Source organism: Yersinia bercovieri ATCC 43970 (assembly GCF_013282745.1).
GTDB lineage: Bacteria > Pseudomonadota > Gammaproteobacteria > Enterobacterales > Enterobacteriaceae > Yersinia > Yersinia bercovieri.
The window spans coordinates 3,281,050-3,298,272 of record NZ_CP054044.1; the positions used below are offsets into that span (position 1 = coordinate 3,281,050).

Below are 17,223 nucleotides of genomic sequence, written 5' to 3' on the forward strand. Positions count from 1 at the left end.
TCACTACCAAGTGACAGTCACGTTGGCGGTGTCGGTATAGACGCTGACACTGGGGGTCGCTTGAGCAGGGATCTCAGTGTAAATAGTGAGTGGAATGGCGGTACTGATGGAGGTTGCGGTGCCACTCAATGCCGCGCTACCTGAGCTGCCCCATGCGGCGCTGTATGCGTTATCCTTATACAAATTGTAGCTGACAAATTCCGATGTCCCGCCAGCTAAGCGGCGCTGTGTACTCAAGGCGTGTGCGCCATTATCAATCCCGATACTGTAGGCGGTGCCCGCACTGCAATATAAATTCAGTACACCCGAAGTGGTACTGCTATAGGCTCTGGTCAGGCGAGTATTTAGCGTTGGCACAGTGCTGAAGTCTACGATGCCTAAGTTACTCAGCCCTCCACCGCTGGTCCCGTCATTGATATAACAGCCCTGAATGATTTCTAATTTTATACCCAAGGTCCCGGTGACTGTCCCCGCACTGACCACTGACGGAACTGACTGGAATAAGAGCATCACACCTATAATAAGTAAGGGTTTCTTCATTGTTTCTTCCTTAATCATCTAATTTGCAGCCAGATACTCTAGAAGGGCGTTGGGCCAATAACGTGGCGCAACTGATATATGTGCACTAATCATTAAAAATTCTAGACATTTAATTAATAGCAGCAAGATTGGGAAAGTGTCTAAATTTAATCAAAAAATCGCGCATCCATCTTATTTTTATCATTTATTTTGTTCTTGACGGGTAGCGCGCAGTAAATTTATTCACTCCTATATTTAAGCTTAACTGATGTTTTCCTCGTAAATTCTGAATTTGAATCCATTCAGCATTGCAATGGATGTGAAAGTTTCTCTTATGTCACTAATGGTTATTGATTAGATCTGTTTTTTGATTTTTTTGCCGCGACCCATATTCCTGTCGCCCCTAATAGGGCGGCGACGGCGTAAGTGAGTTGCATACCATTGCTGATTGCGGCAGCCGTTGCCCACTGAATATCACGGGATGCGCTGGCAAAGGCGAAAATTGCCCCCATAACTGATGCGCCAGTCATCAAGCCAAGGTTGCGGGCCAGGTTCAACATCCCGGAAATTACGCCCCGCTGATCCGCCCCGACAGTGCTAATCATCACGGTATTATTCGCCGCCTGGAAGATGGCATAGCCCGCGGTCATCAGGCAGACCGGTGCGACATAACCCCACACGCCCGCCGCAGGCGATATTATCGTCAAGGCGATGGCCCCAAGGGTGAGCGCCGATAGCCCGACCATGACCATGGCTTTCGCCCCAAAGTGGTCCACCAGATAACCCGCTGGCACGCCGCACAATGCCGCAACCACTGGGCCGCCGGACATGGCTAACCCGACCCATTCAGCGGGTAGATTTAAGGCTTGTGAAAGATAGAATGGCCCCACCACTAGGGTCGCCATCATGATGGTGGTGACTAACGCGCTGGTGATAAGCCCGCCACGTAGCACGGGATGACGTAACATCGCGATCTGAATTAATGGATAGGCAGCTCTGTTTTCGGCCCAGCCAAAGAGTCCGACACCCACTACCGCCCCCACGAATAGCGCAAAATTGAGAACCGTGAATGTGCCGTGGCCCAGGGTCATGGAGAGGGCGTAGAGCGCTAATGTCAGGCCCAGTAGCAACATGCCGAGGGGATCAAAACCGGATTGGAGTTTTGGGGCTTGCGGTAAAGGGGCCACCGGCAGCGGCAAATAGCGGGATACCAGCAGCCACGCCAATAGCCCAAAAGGGATGGTTATCAGGAACATGGCGGGCCAGCCGAAGCCAGCAATTAACACGCCACCGAGTGATGGCCCAAGAGCTGTCCCGATGGCCGAGAGGGTGCCAAGCATCCCCATGGCGCGCCCGGTTTTCCCCTTACTGATGGTTTCGCCAACCAAGGCCAGGGTGAGTGTCATCATGGCGGCGGCCCCCAATCCCTGCAATACCCGGGCGGCAATTAACAGCGGAATAGTGGGAGCCAGTGCGCAGCCCAGCGAGGCGAGGGTGAATAATCCAATCCCGGCTTTTAGCAGCAGGCGCTTATCGATGATATCGCCCATGCGACCAATGGTGATGGCTGAGGTGGTAATGGCCAGTAAATAGGCCAGCACCACCCATTGCGCTTCTTGAAACGAGGCGTTGAAAGCCCGCGTTAAGGTGGGTAATCCGACATTGGCAATGCTGGTAGCCAATGAGGAGAGCAGCATTGGCAGCGACAGGCTGATGATGACGTTGCGGACTCTTATGTTATCGGCAATAGATATATCAACGCTGTTAGTATCATTTTTCATTTATAAGTTAACCCCTGAAAGAGCAGATCCACAGCCTATGTCATTCCCTAGTGTGGCGGAAGACGCACTGATTGCAGTTTATTGATGCGTCTGACGCCATCTCATTGTGCTAGAGTGAATAGATGAAAAAAACCGATCTGAATTTATTAATCACCCTGAATGTGCTGCTGGCCGAAGGGAGTGTGGTGCGCGCAGCTCAGCGATTAGGGCTGAGTCCTTCGGCGATGAGTAGGGCGCTGGCACGATTGCGCAAGACGATGGGCGATCCCTTGTTGGTCAGGGCCGGACGGGCGTTAGTACCCACCCCCAGAGCGCTCGAACTGCGCGAACAGGTTAACCAATTGGTGCAGGATGCGACCTCGGTGCTACGCCCGGCACAGAGACTGGATCTCACACAGTTGGCGCGCGTTTTTACACTGCGCAGCAGTGATGGGTTTGTTGAAAACTTCGGTGCGGCACTGCTGGCACGGGTACGGCAGGAAGCACCCGGTGTACAGCTGCGTTTTATGCAAAAACTGAATAAAGAGAGCGCACTACTGCGCGATGGCATCGTGGATTTGGAAACGGGGGTGGTGAGCATGGAGGCCAGCCCTGAATTGCGCACACGGGCACTATTTAACGACCGCTTTATTGGGGTGGTGCGGGCCGGGCACGTTTTGAGCGACGGGGCGGTTACCACCGCTCGCTACGTGGCGCAGGGGCATATTATGATCTCACGGCGTCAGGGCCATAAAGGGGCGATTGATAACGCGTTGCAACTGTTGGGGTTTGAAAGAGAGCTGGCGGCCTCGGTTGATGGTATATCCACGGCACTGGCATTGGCGAAAGATTCCGACTTGGTGGCGACGGTTCCCGAACGCCATAGCCTAAATTTACGCCGTGGGATGTTCAGTTTCCCGCTGCCGCTAACCTTACCTAGCATTACGGTATCAATGTTATGGCATCCACGTATGGATGCCGATCCGGCCCATCGCTGGTTACGTCAATGTGTGCAAGAGGTGTGCGGCATTGATTATCAGGGCAGCTCTTGCCAAACCGCCCTGATTGATCCTTAAAAGCGCGGGATTGCGGTGCCCCAGTTGCGCCAATCTTTCGGCTCCGCCGGGTTGAGCAAGAAGTGCTGGTTCACACTGGCTTTCGGTGCCAGCGGGGTGGTCGGTGGGGTGGCGAAAGCAATACCGCCGCGAATAAATTGCTGGAAAGTACCACTTTTCACCACCCCGCCAGTCAGGCCGAATTCAAGGTTGTAACCGGATGCCAGCCAGAAGACACTGTTTTGCCGCACCAACTGCTGGAACTTCTGGCTAATGCGCAGCGAAACTTGCACGCGATCAGACATTGCCCCCAAATTGAAGCCAGTGACGGTGCCCACTTCCAGCCCACGGAATAGCACCGGTGTTCCTACCTGTAGAGAGCCAGCTTCTGCGGTATCGAGAATAATGCTGAGGCCATCAAGGTAACGAGAGTCGGTGATGGTGGCAGTTTGCAGCTCAAAAATCCGTAGCGTATCGCCTTTGCCCGGTTCGACATTAATGTAAGGTTGGAACAGAGTATCGAGATTATTGACCCCGGCGGCAGAGATCTCCGGCGACACAATGGCGAAGCGGCTCCCCCCTCGGGCAAAGTTCTGCACATATTCCGGGTAGAGCACCGCCTTAGCCAGAACCTCATTGCGCTCGGGGATCAGCTTGAGCGATTCAACCTGACCAATATTGATGCCCAGATAGCGGATTGGCATACCCGGCGCCAATTTACTGGCATCAAAAGTGCGCAATGTAATCTGGCTGCCGACCGCCCGTGCGGCGGTTTCGTTGCTATAGAGGGTGCGTTTAGCGCCTTTGTCCAGCGTGACCCCCTCCAGATTATCGAAGCTGATAGCCCCTTTTAACGCGCGGCTGAGAGGTGCCGCCTGCACGGTTAAACCACTGCCGTTCAACTGCACTTTTGCCCCCCCTTCAGCCCAGAAGATACTCTTATCGGTGAGTAGCTTGCGATACTCTGGCTGAATATAAACATCCACCTCGAACTCATTGGTTTTCGGCCTGATAGCGGTAATTTCCCCCACCTGAAATTTGCGATACAGCACCACGGAGCCGGTTTGCACATCTGGCAAGCTGGTGGCGGTTAAGGTTAGCGTGGTGGCGGGGCTATTACCCAAAATACCCTCGCTGGCCTTGGCGACACTGCTATAGAGCGGATACTTATTCAGCGGATCACCTTTACCGCCCGGCAGTATCAAAATACCGCCATCAATCCACTCCTGCGCACTGGCACCTTGGATGTTAATACCATCAATACCGAGCTGCACATTAAGGCGGCTGTTAACCACAAATTTACTGTCTTTATGCACCAGGTCGCGGTATTTCGCTTCAATTGCCGCCGTGAAGTTCACCCCAGTGGCGGATAATTCGCGGGTTATAATTTGACCGATTTTAATGCCATGCAGCGAAATCGGCTGACCGACATCAATGCCATAACTCTGCGGCGCGGTTAATTGCAGCTCCAGCACATTGGGTTGCTGTAATAGGCTTTTGCTGCTGGGCAACACGGTAAAGTGTTTTTGTGGCTCGCCTTCACCGGGGATAAGCTCCAGAGTATTGCCGGTCAACAGCTCACTTAATTTGGTATCACTGAGAGTAATGCGCGGGCTATTCATCTCAATGCGGCTACCCGTGCGCATCAAATCCACCACAGAGGGATCGATGGTCAGCTCACCGGTCACTTTGCTGTCCGGCTGGAGGGTCATTTTGGTCAGCGTGCCCACTTGTAAACCCTGATAAATCAGCGGTGTTCGCCCGGCACTTAAGCTATTGCCGTTGGGCAGATCAAGGGTGATTGCCACGCCGCGTTGGCTATGTGCTAAATCAGGGTAAAGCTGGAACGGTTGATCCGGTTTAGCATGTTGGCTGTTTGGTGGCGAGTCAAAGGCTATGGCGCCATTCACCAGTGCCGCCAGACTCTCCATCTGTACCGATGCACCACTTAGGCTGAAATCACCTTTAAAACCAGAGACATTCCAGAAGCGGGTATCATTTTTGACCAGTTTGGCGAAGCGGCGATCAATCAGCACATCAATAACCACGCCGTTATTATCAGGCGCGATGTTGTAATCGTACACTTTACCCACCGGAATTTTACGGTAGTAGACCAGCGAACCATTATTCAGTGACCCCAAATCAGGGGCATGAAGGTGAATCATTAGCTCGCCAGTATTCAGGCGAAATTTGGGTTGGGTATCCAGTGCGGTAAAGTGGCTCTGCGGTTTACCTTCTCCTGGCATCATGCCGATATAGTTGCCGCCCACCAGGGCATCTAAGCCCGAAACCCCGGCTAAAGAGGCTTTCGGTGTCACCAGCCAGAACTGGGTGCCCTCCCGCAGTGAGTCCTCCATATCGTTTTTGATACTGGCGGTCACTTTAATATTGCGCAGGTCATCATCAAGACTGATGGATTGCACCATCCCAACCTCCACCCCCTGATAGCGAATCGGCGTGCGCCCCGCCACAATCCCGGCGGCAGACTGGAAATCGATGGTGACTTCGGTGCCGCGCTCTTGCCAGTTGTTATAGACCAGCCAACCGGCAATCAGCAGGGCAATAAAAGGTAGCAACCAGAACGGCGAAATCCGGCGCTTATGCTTAATTTGTGCCTCAGTCGGTGTACTCGGCGTTTCCTGTTGCATGTGCATCCCAAATCAATCGGCTATCTAGCCACTCGACAGCAAGAATAGTCAAAATGACCGCAGTCCCAAAATAGAAAGCTGCTGGCCCCATAGTGAAGGAGAGGAGCTGATCACGATTAATCAGCGACATCATTAACGCAATAACAAAGAGATCTAGCATTGACCAGCGGCCAATCCAGGTAATTAGCCGCAGCAAGCGCATACGGGTTTTCAAGCTGTGCTCTGTCTTGAAATGAATGCTTAGCAGCAATGTTATCAGGACAATGACTTTGGTAAAGGGCACCAGCACGCTGGCGATAAACACCACGGCGGCAATGGGCATGTTACCCGATGAGGCCAGAGAAACCACGCCCGAGAAGATAGTATCCTCCATGCGAGTGCCGTTGGCATAAACGATGGATATAGGGAGTAGGTTAGCAGGCAACAGTAATACTATCGAGGCGATGAGCGCCGCCCAGGTTTTTTGGATACTGTGACGGCGGCGGTGGCGCAACGGCGTATGGCAACGCGGGCAGCGCCCACGGGCATCAGGATGACCCGTGTAGTGGCATGACAAGCAGACACGTAGTGTTTCCCGCGGGCCGGGGGGCTGTTGCTGCGGATAAAACCGCTCCCATAACTGCTCCAAATTCAGGTGTACGAGAGTCAGGATCGTCAGTAAGGTCAGGGCCAGATAGGCTATCAGTCCGCCACCGGGCATGATATCAGCGTACTCTTTGACCTTAATGCAGGCCACCACCATGCCAATCAGGTAGATATCCAGCATCACCCACTCTTTTAACCGCTCCAACATCAGCAATATTGGGCGCAGGTTCATGCCAATCCGGCTGCCGATACGCAGATAAAGAATCGACACCGTGAGGGTAATGGGCGCACCGAGAATACAAAAAGCCACCATGCTGGCGGTGATGGGGTGGCCCTGACGGCTCATCTGCCAGATACCCTCCAGCAAGCTGGCGTCAATCCGGGTGCCGAGCAGGCGAATGGTGATCAGGGGTTCGGTGAAGGCAAAAGGCATCAGCAATAGCATAGCGACCGCGATGGCGGTCAGACGGGTCAGTGACCAATCGCGGCCACTGGCAATTTTGGCACTGCAACGTGGGCAATAGGCGGTTTGCCTGCCATTGAGTGGTGGCAAGGTAAACAGAGCATCACACTGACAGCAGCGCTGAGCCCGTGCGGTGGAGAGTGGCCGTTGAATGGCATGTACCTTCATATATAAAACCCTGACACCGACACCGGCTTATAAAGAATAGCGCGGATGTTAGCAGAGCAAGGGGGCAAAACAAGGAGCAAAAAGGGCCAAATCATCAATGTTGATAACTCATTTGCTTTGTTACAGTTGAATAACCTTGTGGCAAAGGGCATTTAATGATTATTTTATATAAGCCAAGCATAATAATTGCCGCTGGCTATTCTTGGGTTTCTAACGGTTATTAAATGAAAAAAGCAGAATTCTACGCGGAATTAAAACGTGACATGAGTTCCCTGATTGCAGGTGAAAACCACTTTATTGCTACCCTGGCTAACGTCAGCGCTTTACTTTATGAGCGCCTGGATGGTTTGAATTGGGCTGGATTTTACTTGATCGATGGCAAACAATTAGTGCTTGGGCCTTTTCAGGGGAAGATCGCCTGTGTGCGTATTCCTGTCGGGAAGGGGGTGTGTGGCACGGCGGTGACAGAAAATCGCGTTCAGCGGGTCGCTGATGTGCATGCATTCCCAGGTCATATTGCTTGTGATGCGGCAAGTAATGCTGAAATTGTGCTGCCAATCACTGTTAAGGGTGAAGTTATCGGCGTTTTAGATATCGACAGCATTGTTTATGATCGCTTTGATGAAGACGACGAATTGGGCTTAACCTCAGTTGTGGCACGGCTTTGCGAGCATCTTGAGCTTTGTGACAGTGCGAAATATGTCACACAGACTGCAAGTTGATACACGTATAACGTGGCAATTGCTGATGGCGTCATTATAATGACGCCTGTTCATGCCTGCGCTGGTTGGCAAACCCGTTGTAATCAGGAAATTTCATGGAAAATCAACCTAAGTTGAACAGTAGTAAAGAAGTCATAGCCTTTTTGGCTGAGCGGTTCCCGCTTTGCTTCACCGCCGAAGGCGAAGCACGTCCACTGAAGATCGGTATTTTTCAAGATCTGGTCGAACGTGTTCAGGGGGAAGAGAATTTAAGCAAAACGCAATTGCGTTCTGCGCTGCGTCTCTACACCTCAAGCTGGCGTTATCTTTATGGGGTCAAAGTCGGTGCTGAACGTGTTGATCTAGACGGCAACCCTTGTGGGGTGCTGGAAGAGCAACATGTCGAACATGCCCGCAAACAGCTGGAAGAGGCGAAAGCCCGTGTTCAGGCACAACGTGCTGAACAACAAGCTAAAAAGCGCGAAGCTGCCATTGCTGCGGGTGAAACCCCAGAGCCACGTCGCCCACGTCCGGCAGGTAAAAAACCTGCGCCGCGTCGTGAAGCGGGTGCTGCTGTGGAGAACCGTAAGCCTCGTCAGTCACCTCGCCCACCACAGGCTCGGCCACCTCGTCCACAGGCCGAGGAGAACCAGCCACGCCCTGTGCCGGTCACAGATATCTCTAAACTGCAAATTGGTCAAGAAATCAAAGTCAGAGCAGGTAAGAGCGCGATGGACGCAACCGTATTAGAAATCGCTAAAGATGGCGTACGGGTGCAGCTATCTTCCGGTCTGGCGATGATTGTGCGCGCAGAACACTTGCAGTTCTGATACGGAGGCCAACCTAGGCATGAACAAATTTGTCAGACTAACAGCAATCGCAGGCTTGTTACTGGCGGGGGCGAGTTACGCAGCCGATACGACCTATCGCATTGACCAACTTCCTCAACTGCGCCAGGAACCAGAGCATGCAACCGTGAGTGAGCGCGTAACATCGCGCTTTACTCGCTCTCACTATCGTCAGTTTGCATTGGACGATCAGTTTTCCGCCAAAATATTTGATCGCTACCTCAACATGCTGGATTACAGCCATAATGTGTTGTTGGCATCAGATGTGGCACAGTTCGCGGATAAAAAACATTCGCTGGACGATGAGTTAAAGTCAGGTCAGTTAGACACGCCTTTTGCGCTATTCAATTTGGCGCAAAAACGCCGCTTTGAGCGCTATCAATATGCATTGTCAGTACTGGATCGGCCCATGGTCTTTACCGGTAATGACACTATCGATATTGATCGCGGCAAAGCACCCTGGCCGACCAGCGAAGCTGAGCTGAATAAGCTCTGGGACGCCAAAGTCAAATATGACCAACTGAATTTGAAGTTAACCGGTAAAACGGATAAAGAGATCAAAGAGACGCTGACGAAGCGCTATCAGGCGGCGATTAAGCGTTTGACGCAAAGTAATAGCGAAGATGTCTTTCAGCTGATTATGAATGCTTTTGCTCGCGAAATTGACCCACACACCAACTATTTGTCACCCCGCAATACCGAACAGTTCAATACCGAAATGAGCTTGTCGCTAGAGGGTATTGGTGCTGTTCTGCAAATGGATGATGATTACACATTAATCAACTCCATGGTTCCGGGTGGCCCTGCGGCGAAAAGCAAAACGATTGCCGTCGGTGATCGGGTGATTGGTGTCGGCCAGGCGGGTAAACCGATGGTGGATGTGATTGGCTGGCGTCTTGATGATGTGGTCGCGCTAATCAAAGGGCCGAAGGGCAGTAAAGTGCGGTTGGAGATTCTACCCGCCGGGAAAGGCACCAAGCCACGCACTGTCACTTTGACCCGTGAACGAATTCGTCTGGAAGACCGTGCGGTGAAAATGTCGGTGAAAACCATCGGCAAAGAGCGCGTCGGTGTCCTGGATATTCCGGGTTTCTATGTTGGCCTGACCGAAGACGTTAAGGTGCAATTGCAGAAACTGGAAAAAGAGAATGTCAGTAGCATTATCATTGACTTACGCAGCAACGGTGGCGGGGCGCTAACTGAAGCTGTGTCACTATCCGGTCTGTTTATTCCCAGTGGCCCGGTGGTTCAGGTGCGGGATAACAACGGCAAAGTGCGCGAAGACAGTGATACTGACGGCGTTGTCTACTATAAAGGCCCGCTGGTGGTGTTGGTTGACCGCTACAGTGCATCGGCTTCCGAGATCTTTGCTGCGGCCATGCAGGATTATGGTCGTGCTTTAATTGTCGGTGAGCCAACCTTCGGTAAAGGTACTGTTCAGCAGTATCGTTCACTGAATCGTATTTACGATCAGATGCTGCGCCCTGAATGGCCGGCATTGGGGTCACTGCAATATACTATCCAGAAGTTCTACCGGGTAGATGGTGGCAGTACTCAACGTAAAGGGGTGACCCCGGATATCGTGATGCCAACAGGGGTTGATCCAGCAGAAACCGGTGAGAGCTTCGAAGATAATGCCCTGCCTTGGGACAGCATCAATGCTGCCAGTTATACCAAGACGGGGGATTTGAAGCCACTGGAGCCTGAATTGTTAAAAAGCCACGTAGCACGTATCGCCGCTGATCCCGAATTCCAGCATATCCAGCAAGATATTGAACGTTATAAAGCATTGAAAGATAAGCGTAATATTGTCTCTCTCAACTACGCTCAGCGTGAAAAAGAGAACCATGATGATGATGCAAGACGCTTAGAGCGCCTCAATGAACGTCTTAAACGTGAAGGTAAAAAGCCACTGAAATCATTGGAGGATTTGCCAAAAGAGTATCAGGAGCCGGACCCTTATCTGGATGAAACTGTTCATATCGCCTTGGATCTTGCCCATAGCGAAAAAGCGCAACCACAGCTTCAGCCTCAACCGGTTGCACCGACTGCGACTGCGGCAAAGTAAGTCTGCATGGTGATAAAGAGTCCGGGTTCTGTTGAGCCCGGATTTTTTTTACTTTTTTTTCATCAATCACCTTATCATTTGTCGAAAAACCAACTGAATATGTAATGAAAACTATCCAATTTTGTAAAGTTATGTTGATTTACTCACTTAGAACTTAACAAGCCTTGAAAATTTATCAGATGCCCATACGATCAGCGTATCTCAGTAGTTATTTAGCTGAGTCATGATTCAGGTTTATGGCAATTTTGACTTAATACCAATGTGACTCAATACAGTGTCGATTCAATACGATGATCGATTCAACATAATAAGGAAATAAATTTTTATGATGCGTATCGCTCTGTTCCTACTCACCAACTTAGCCGTCATGTTGGTGTTCGGGTTGGTGCTAAGCTTGACAGGCATTCAGTCCAGCAGTGTGCAGGGGCTGATGATCATGGCTGGCCTATTTGGTTTCGGCGGCGCATTTGTTTCGTTGCTGATGTCCAAATGGATGGCTTTGCGCTCAGTGGGTGGTGAAGTGATTGAACAGCCACGTAATGAGACGGAACGCTGGTTGCTGGAGACCGTGCGTCGGCAGTCTCAGCAGGTGGGTATTGCCATGCCACAAGTCGCTATTTATCAGGCACCGGATATTAACGCCTTTGCCACCGGCGCACGTCGTGATGCCTCGCTGGTAGCCGTCAGTACCGGGCTGTTGCAGAATATGAGCCGTGATGAGGCTGAAGCGGTTATTGCCCATGAAATTAGTCATGTGGCGAATGGTGATATGGTCACCATGACCTTGATTCAAGGGATTGTGAATACATTCGTGATCTTCATTTCACGTCTGATTGCGCAAGTTGCCGCCGGCTTCTTATCTGGCGATCGTGATAATGAAGGGAGCAGCGCCGGTAACCCGATGGTCTACTTTGCTGTTTCCATGGTGTTGGAGTTGGTGTTTGGTATTCTGGCGAGCATTATCACCATGTGGTTCTCACGTCATCGTGAATTCCACGCGGATGCAGGTTCCGCGAGATTAGTGGGGCGTGAGAAGATGATTGCCGCACTGCAACGGCTGAAAACCAGTTATGAGCCGCAGGAGGCGGGCAACCTGATGGCCTTCTGCATTAACGGGAAGTCCAAAACTTTCAGCGAGCTGTTTATGTCCCATCCGCCGTTGGATAAACGCATTGAGGCGCTGCGCTCTGGCCAGTATCTGAAGTAACCGCCAGCAACTTAGCACTATCATAAAAACCCCGCTTATCAGGCGGGGTTTTTTTATCGTTAATATGAGGTTAACTGCGTATCAGGCTAACTATGTTTCTGATTAACTATGTTTCTGATTAACTACGTTTCCGATTAACTACGTTTCTGACTCACGCGAGACAAGCTGACTATCGCGGCGACAGTGGCAAAGCAGCCCGCCAGAATCAACGAAGCATGAGTGCCATTGGTTGAAAAGAGATTAAACATCAATGCGACCAATGCAGCTCCGGAGGTTTGTCCCAGTAAGCGGGCGGTGCCTAACATGCCACTGGCCCCCCCGCTGCGATTTTGTGGTGCAGCGGAGATAATGGTGTGGTTATTCGGTGACTGGAACAGCCCAAATCCGGCACCGCACAGTACCATGCGCCAAATGATGTCCAGGTCGGTGGGGTTCGCGGGCAGAAGCGCTAGCAGGAATAGCCCGCTGGCGAACACCGCCAAACCAATCCCTCCGAGCAATCCGGCATGATACCGTTCAACCAATCGTCCGGCGATAGGGGCTACCACTACTGTCGCCAGTGGCCAGGGGGTGAGCAGCAAGCCTGTTGCTACCTCATCGCGCCCCAATACGCTTTGCAGGAAGAAGGGCAGTGCCACCATTGCCAACATCTGGGCGGCAAAAGAGCAGATCGAGGTGCCGATCGATAGCGCAAAAATAGGAATCCGCAGCAAATCAACCGGCAACAGAGGGAAGGGTTGATTGAGTTGGCGGCGAACAAAAAAGAAGCCAATAATCAGCAGCGCGACAATTTCAGCGGCAATCACGGTTGGGCTTTGCCCTTGAGCAAAGCCGCTGATAGCAATAATCAGCAAACCAAATGTTAGGGCGTTCATCATAGAACTGGTGAAGTCGAAGCGGTTACCATTGCTCTTGGCGCTATTCGCGGGCAAGTACTTCATCCCCAGCCCCCATGCCAGCACTCCAATCGGGACGTTAATGGCAAACAGCCACTGCCAGGAGGCGACGGCTAAGACAGCGGAGGCGATAGTCGGGCCAGCTGCTGCCGAGACCGCAACAATTACCGAGTTGATACCGATGCCCCGACCCAGCTGTGCGCGGGGATAAATGATGCGGATCAGCGCCGTATTGACACTCATTAATGCGGCGGCGCCGAACCCTTGCAGCACACGGGCAAATGTCAGGGTTAATAGTGAGTCTGACAGCGCGCAAAACAGCGAAGTGACACTGAAGACCAGTAATCCGGCCTGATATACCCGACGATAACCAATGATGTCGCCCAGAGAGGCCATCGACAGTAGTGAAATCGTGATGGCTAACTGGTAAGCATTGACTACCCAGATAGATGTTGCCGGGCTGGCGTTGAGATCTCGGGCGATAGTCGGCAATGCCACGTTAGCGATAGTGCCATCCAGTACCGCGATGGTAATACCCAGGGCGATAACCAGTATTGCGGCATAGCGCTGAGGAGTGGGTAAGCCATCGGCGACAGGTTGGGTCATAGGTATTTATCTATAAAATAGTCATATATGAAGTATTCACATGCTAACGAGTATTGCTGACGAATGCATCTCTGTAAGTGGCGCTAATTGTAAATACCAATGCTATATCTCAGAGAACCTGGCAAATTAACAGCATGATAACACCAGTAATTTGTGGCAATCAGTAAAAACAGAACTGCGATCACGGAAAAATGAAACATCGTTTCTATAATGTGAGATAGTATTAGCCGAACAGGTTAGCCTGCGGGCAAAAATTTTAATTCTCTGACGATTTAAGGACTTTCCGGATGGCCAAAGGTAAACAGATCCCCCTGACATTTGATACTTATCAGGATGCCTCTACCGGTGCACAAGTGACACGTCTAACTCCACCTGATGTCACTTGCCACCGTAACTATTTCTATCAAAAATGTTTCACCCGTGATGGCAGTAAGTTGTTGTTCGGCGGCGCTTTTGATGGTCCGTGGAACTACTACTTGCTGGATCTAAACACGCAGGTGGCAACCCAGCTGACAGAAGGGCGTGGCGACAATACCTTTGGTGGTTTCCTGTCGCCAGAAGATGATGCGCTCTTTTATGTTAAAGAGGGCCGCAACCTGATGCGCGTCTCTCTTGATACACTGGAAGAGAGTGTGGTCTATCAGGTGCCGGAAGAGTGGGTGGGCTACGGCACTTGGGTGGCTAACTCTGATTGCACGAAATTAGTGGGCATTGAAATTAAGCGGGAAGATTGGCAGCCGCTGACCGACTGGAAGAAATTCCACGAATTCTACTTCACTAAACCTTGCTGTCGCTTGATGCGTGTTGATTTACAAACGGGAGAATCCGCAGTGATTCTTCAGGAAAATCAGTGGTTAGGCCACCCAATCTATCGTCCTTACGATGACAACACTGTGGCGTTCTGCCACGAAGGGCCACACGACTTAGTTGACGCCCGCATGTGGCTAATCAATGAAGATGGCAGCAACATGCGGAAAGTGAAAACTCACGCGGAAGGCGAAAGCTGTACTCACGAATTCTGGGTGCCAGATGGTTCCGCTTTGGTGTATGTCTCTTACCTGAAAAGCAGTCCCGACCGCTTTATCTACAGTGCCAACCCTGAGACGCTGGAAAACCGCCAATTGACTAAGATGCCTGCTTGCTCTCATTTGATGAGTAACTATGACGGCTCATTGCTGGTCGGTGATGGCTCTGATGCGCCAGTTGATGTGCAAGATGACAGCGGGTATAAGATTGAAAACGATCCTTTCTTGTATGTTTTCAATCTGAAAAATGGCAGCCAACATCGCGTTGCTCGCCATGACACCTCATGGAAGGTGTTTGAGGGTGATCGCCAGGTCACACATCCACACCCCTCCTTTACCCCTGATGATAAGCAAATTCTGTTTACCTCAGATGTGCACGGTAAACCGGCCTTATATTTAGTCACTTTGCCTGAATCCGTCTGGCAATAGCTGAATTATGCACTAGCCTCTTTCATGGAAAGAGGCTAGTTTGCTGTCTGCATGGCTTTTATCCGATTATTCACATTGGTTTATTGCACAGTCTCGTGACTTCCCTTTATAATAAAACCACTGTTCTATTTTTTTTAAAACATATTGTTTTATGAAACACAGAAAACTGAGTAGGGTAACCAAAAAATGGCTATTGCAGATCTAGATAAACAGCCCGACTCTGTTTCGTCGGTTCTGAAGGTTTTCGGCATCTTACAAGCCTTGGGTGAGGAGCGGGAAATAGGTATTACCGAACTTTCTCAACGTGTAATGATGCCTAAGAGCACGGTTTACCGCTTCCTCCAGACCATGAAGTCCCTGGGGTATGTGGCACAGGAAGGCGAATCAGAGAAGTACTCCCTCACGCTGAAGTTGTTTGAGTTGGGGGCTAAAGCGCTACAAAATGTTGATTTGATTCGTAGTGCTGATATACAAATGCGTGAGTTATCCAATGAAACGCGTGAAACCATTCACTTGGGCGCATTGGATGAAGACAGCATTGTTTATATCCATAAAATTGATTCAATGTACAACCTGCGGATGCACTCCCGCATTGGCCGCCGTAACCCACTGCACAGTACCGCCATTGGTAAAGTGCTGTTGGCGTGGCGTGACCGTAGTGAAGTAGAAGAGATCTTATCTCATATCGAATTTACCCGCAGCACCAAGTATACGCTGGATAGCGCGGCGGCACTGCTGCCGGTGTTAGATCAGGTGCGTGAGCAGGGCTTTGGTGAAGATATCGAAGAGCAAGAAGAGGGTCTGCGTTGTATCGCTGTTCCTGTTTTTGACCGTTTCGGCGTTGTTATTGCGGGGTTAAGTATTTCATACCCAACGTTGCGTTTCTCTGAAGAGAATAAAAGTGAGATCGTTAAATCACTGCATCGTGCCGCACGTAATATTTCAGAACAGATGGGTTATCGCGAATACCCTTTCTGAGTAAATTAATAAGCAGGGTAAATACTGTATAATTATTGGATATTTTTAATCAGCTGTTAATTATAACTATTTATTTCTTGCATAGCGAACGGCTCCTCTGATCAGGAGCCGTTTTTATTGATATCTACCGCAACTGGCGCTTGAGTTGCCAGCTTTTGCTCTAAGTCAGGGAGGGGAATCTGTTCTTGATCAGCGGGTTAGACTCAGCGTGACATCATTGGCTACTGTCACGACAACTTCTTTACGTATATTATTATCGTGATACTAATATTGACATTAGGCCTTTTTTGGGCTTATTCACTATTGTTTAAATATTTTGTTTACTGTTTATTTAATGCTCTTGGGTCACTATGACCATGCTTAATCATATTAGGGAGAGAAATGATGAGGACGCTATTAAGCATAAGAGCAGTAATGAGTGCCGGGTTATTACTGCTGCTGGCGGGGTGTAGTAGCACACAAAGTAATAAGCCGCATAAATTGATTGACCGCGGTGATTATAAAATCGATACCAACCATCCCTCTGTGGCACAAAACGATCGGGTGCGCTTTTTAGTACTTCACTATACCGCCACAGATGATGCAGAGTCATTGAGATTACTGACGCAGGGCAATGTCAGTGCGCACTATTTGGTTAAGACGCACCCTGATACCGTCGAGGGAAAGCCGGTTGTTCTGCAACTGGTTCCAGAGGAACAAAGAGCCTGGCATGCAGGTGTCAGTGATTGGCAAGGGCGCAATAATCTCAATGATAGCTCGATAGGTATCGAAATCGTCAACAAGGGCTTCACTGAGAAGATGTTGGGTCGCACTTGGTATCCATACAATGAATCACAGATTAAATTGATTGAGCGCCTTACCAAAGATATTGTCGAGCGTTATAATATTGATCCAACAGATGTTATCGCCCACAGTGATATTGCGCCTCTAAGAAAGTCTGATCCTGGCCCCCTATTCCCATGGAAAAGGCTGGCAGAACAAGGTATTGGTGCCTGGCCAGATGAGGCAACGGTGACCAAGTATATTGATGGAAGAGATATACACGACACCGCATCTATCGCCACGATTCAGCAAACACTGGCCCGCTATGGCTACAAAATTCCTCAGAGTGGCATATTGGATGATGAAACTCGTCAGGTTATCACCGCATTTCAGATGCATTTCCGCGCGCAGGATTTTAGCGGTATACCGGATGTAGAAACAGAAGCTATTGCTTTGGCACTGGTCGAGAAGTATCGCTCTTAATATCAGCCGGCAAAAAAGCCAG

Annotated in this window: 13 protein-coding genes; 8 read left to right on the forward strand and 5 right to left on the reverse strand. The window is 50.4% G+C overall.

Annotated features, from left to right (window positions below):
• Positions 1-3 precede the first annotated feature (3 nt).
• Together HRK25_RS14855 and HRK25_RS14860 are read right to left on the reverse strand one after the other, a co-directional pair.
• A complete protein-coding gene (locus HRK25_RS14855) occupies positions 4-558 on the reverse strand; it encodes a Csu type fimbrial protein (RefSeq protein WP_005272417.1) in 555 nt (184 codons plus the stop codon).
• 308 nt (positions 559-866) lie between these two features.
• Complete coding sequence (locus tag HRK25_RS14860) at positions 867-2,300, reverse strand: MFS transporter (RefSeq protein WP_005272414.1); 1,434 nt, start codon at positions 2,298-2,300, stop codon at positions 867-869.
• A gap of 122 nt (positions 2,301-2,422) precedes the next feature.
• On the opposite strand from HRK25_RS14860, the gene HRK25_RS14865 reads away from it, so the two are divergent.
• Positions 2,423-3,355 carry a LysR family transcriptional regulator gene (locus HRK25_RS14865; RefSeq protein WP_032897014.1) on the forward strand — a complete coding sequence of 311 codons (933 nt, stop codon included), beginning with the start codon at positions 2,423-2,425 and terminating at the stop codon, positions 3,353-3,355.
• Here HRK25_RS14865 and HRK25_RS14870 read toward each other — a convergent pair.
• Both HRK25_RS14870 and yebS read right to left on the reverse strand, forming a co-directional pair.
• Positions 3,352-5,982 (reverse strand): PqiB family protein, encoded by a 2,631-nt coding sequence (locus tag HRK25_RS14870; RefSeq protein ID WP_032897010.1) that lies wholly within the window; start codon positions 5,980-5,982, stop codon positions 3,352-3,354. The genes HRK25_RS14865 and HRK25_RS14870 overlap by 4 nt on opposite strands.
• Positions 5,951-7,198, reverse strand: coding sequence for a membrane integrity lipid transport subunit YebS (gene yebS / locus HRK25_RS14875; RefSeq protein ID WP_005272409.1), 1,248 nt, complete (start codon positions 7,196-7,198; stop codon positions 5,951-5,953). The genes HRK25_RS14870 and yebS overlap by 32 nt, the downstream gene beginning before the upstream one ends.
• A 224-nt stretch (positions 7,199-7,422) precedes the next feature.
• Here yebS and HRK25_RS14880 point away from each other — a divergent pair, with 224 nt between their 5' ends.
• The 4 genes from HRK25_RS14880 to htpX all read left to right on the forward strand — a co-directional run bounded on the left by HRK25_RS14880 (position 7,423) and on the right by htpX (position 12,022).
• On the forward strand, positions 7,423-7,920 hold the full coding sequence (locus tag HRK25_RS14880) for a GAF domain-containing protein (protein WP_005272407.1): 498 nt from the start codon (positions 7,423-7,425) through the stop codon (positions 7,918-7,920).
• Between the two features lie 95 nt (positions 7,921-8,015).
• On the forward strand, positions 8,016-8,729 hold the full coding sequence (gene proQ, locus HRK25_RS14885; protein ID WP_005272404.1) for an RNA chaperone ProQ: 714 nt from the start codon (positions 8,016-8,018) through the stop codon (positions 8,727-8,729).
• Between the two features lie 19 nt (positions 8,730-8,748).
• Positions 8,749-10,815: a carboxy terminal-processing peptidase gene (gene prc / locus HRK25_RS14890; protein ID WP_005272403.1), complete on the forward strand. Its 2,067-nt coding sequence runs from the start codon at positions 8,749-8,751 to the stop codon at positions 10,813-10,815.
• 325 nt (positions 10,816-11,140) lie between these two features.
• Positions 11,141-12,022, forward strand: coding sequence for a protease HtpX (gene htpX / locus HRK25_RS14895; RefSeq protein WP_005272400.1), 882 nt, complete (start codon positions 11,141-11,143; stop codon positions 12,020-12,022).
• 134 nt (positions 12,023-12,156) lie between these two features.
• Here the strand turns inward: htpX and HRK25_RS14900 are convergent, their stop codons facing one another.
• Positions 12,157-13,524, reverse strand: coding sequence for an MFS transporter (locus HRK25_RS14900; RefSeq protein WP_005272396.1), 1,368 nt, complete (start codon positions 13,522-13,524; stop codon positions 12,157-12,159).
• 287 nt (positions 13,525-13,811) lie between these two features.
• Here HRK25_RS14900 and ogl point away from each other — a divergent pair, with 287 nt between their 5' ends.
• The 3 genes from ogl to HRK25_RS14915 all read left to right on the forward strand — a co-directional run bounded on the left by ogl (position 13,812) and on the right by HRK25_RS14915 (position 17,201).
• Complete coding sequence (gene ogl / locus HRK25_RS14905; RefSeq protein WP_005272394.1) at positions 13,812-14,978, forward strand: oligogalacturonate lyase; 1,167 nt, start codon at positions 13,812-13,814, stop codon at positions 14,976-14,978.
• Between the two features lie 186 nt (positions 14,979-15,164).
• On the forward strand, positions 15,165-15,956 hold the full coding sequence (gene kdgR, locus HRK25_RS14910) for a DNA-binding transcriptional regulator KdgR (RefSeq protein ID WP_005272392.1): 792 nt from the start codon (positions 15,165-15,167) through the stop codon (positions 15,954-15,956).
• Positions 15,957-16,370: 414 nt separating this feature from the next.
• A complete protein-coding gene (locus HRK25_RS14915; RefSeq protein ID WP_005272390.1) occupies positions 16,371-17,201 on the forward strand; it encodes an N-acetylmuramoyl-L-alanine amidase in 831 nt (276 codons plus the stop codon).
• Positions 17,202-17,223 lie beyond the last annotated feature (22 nt).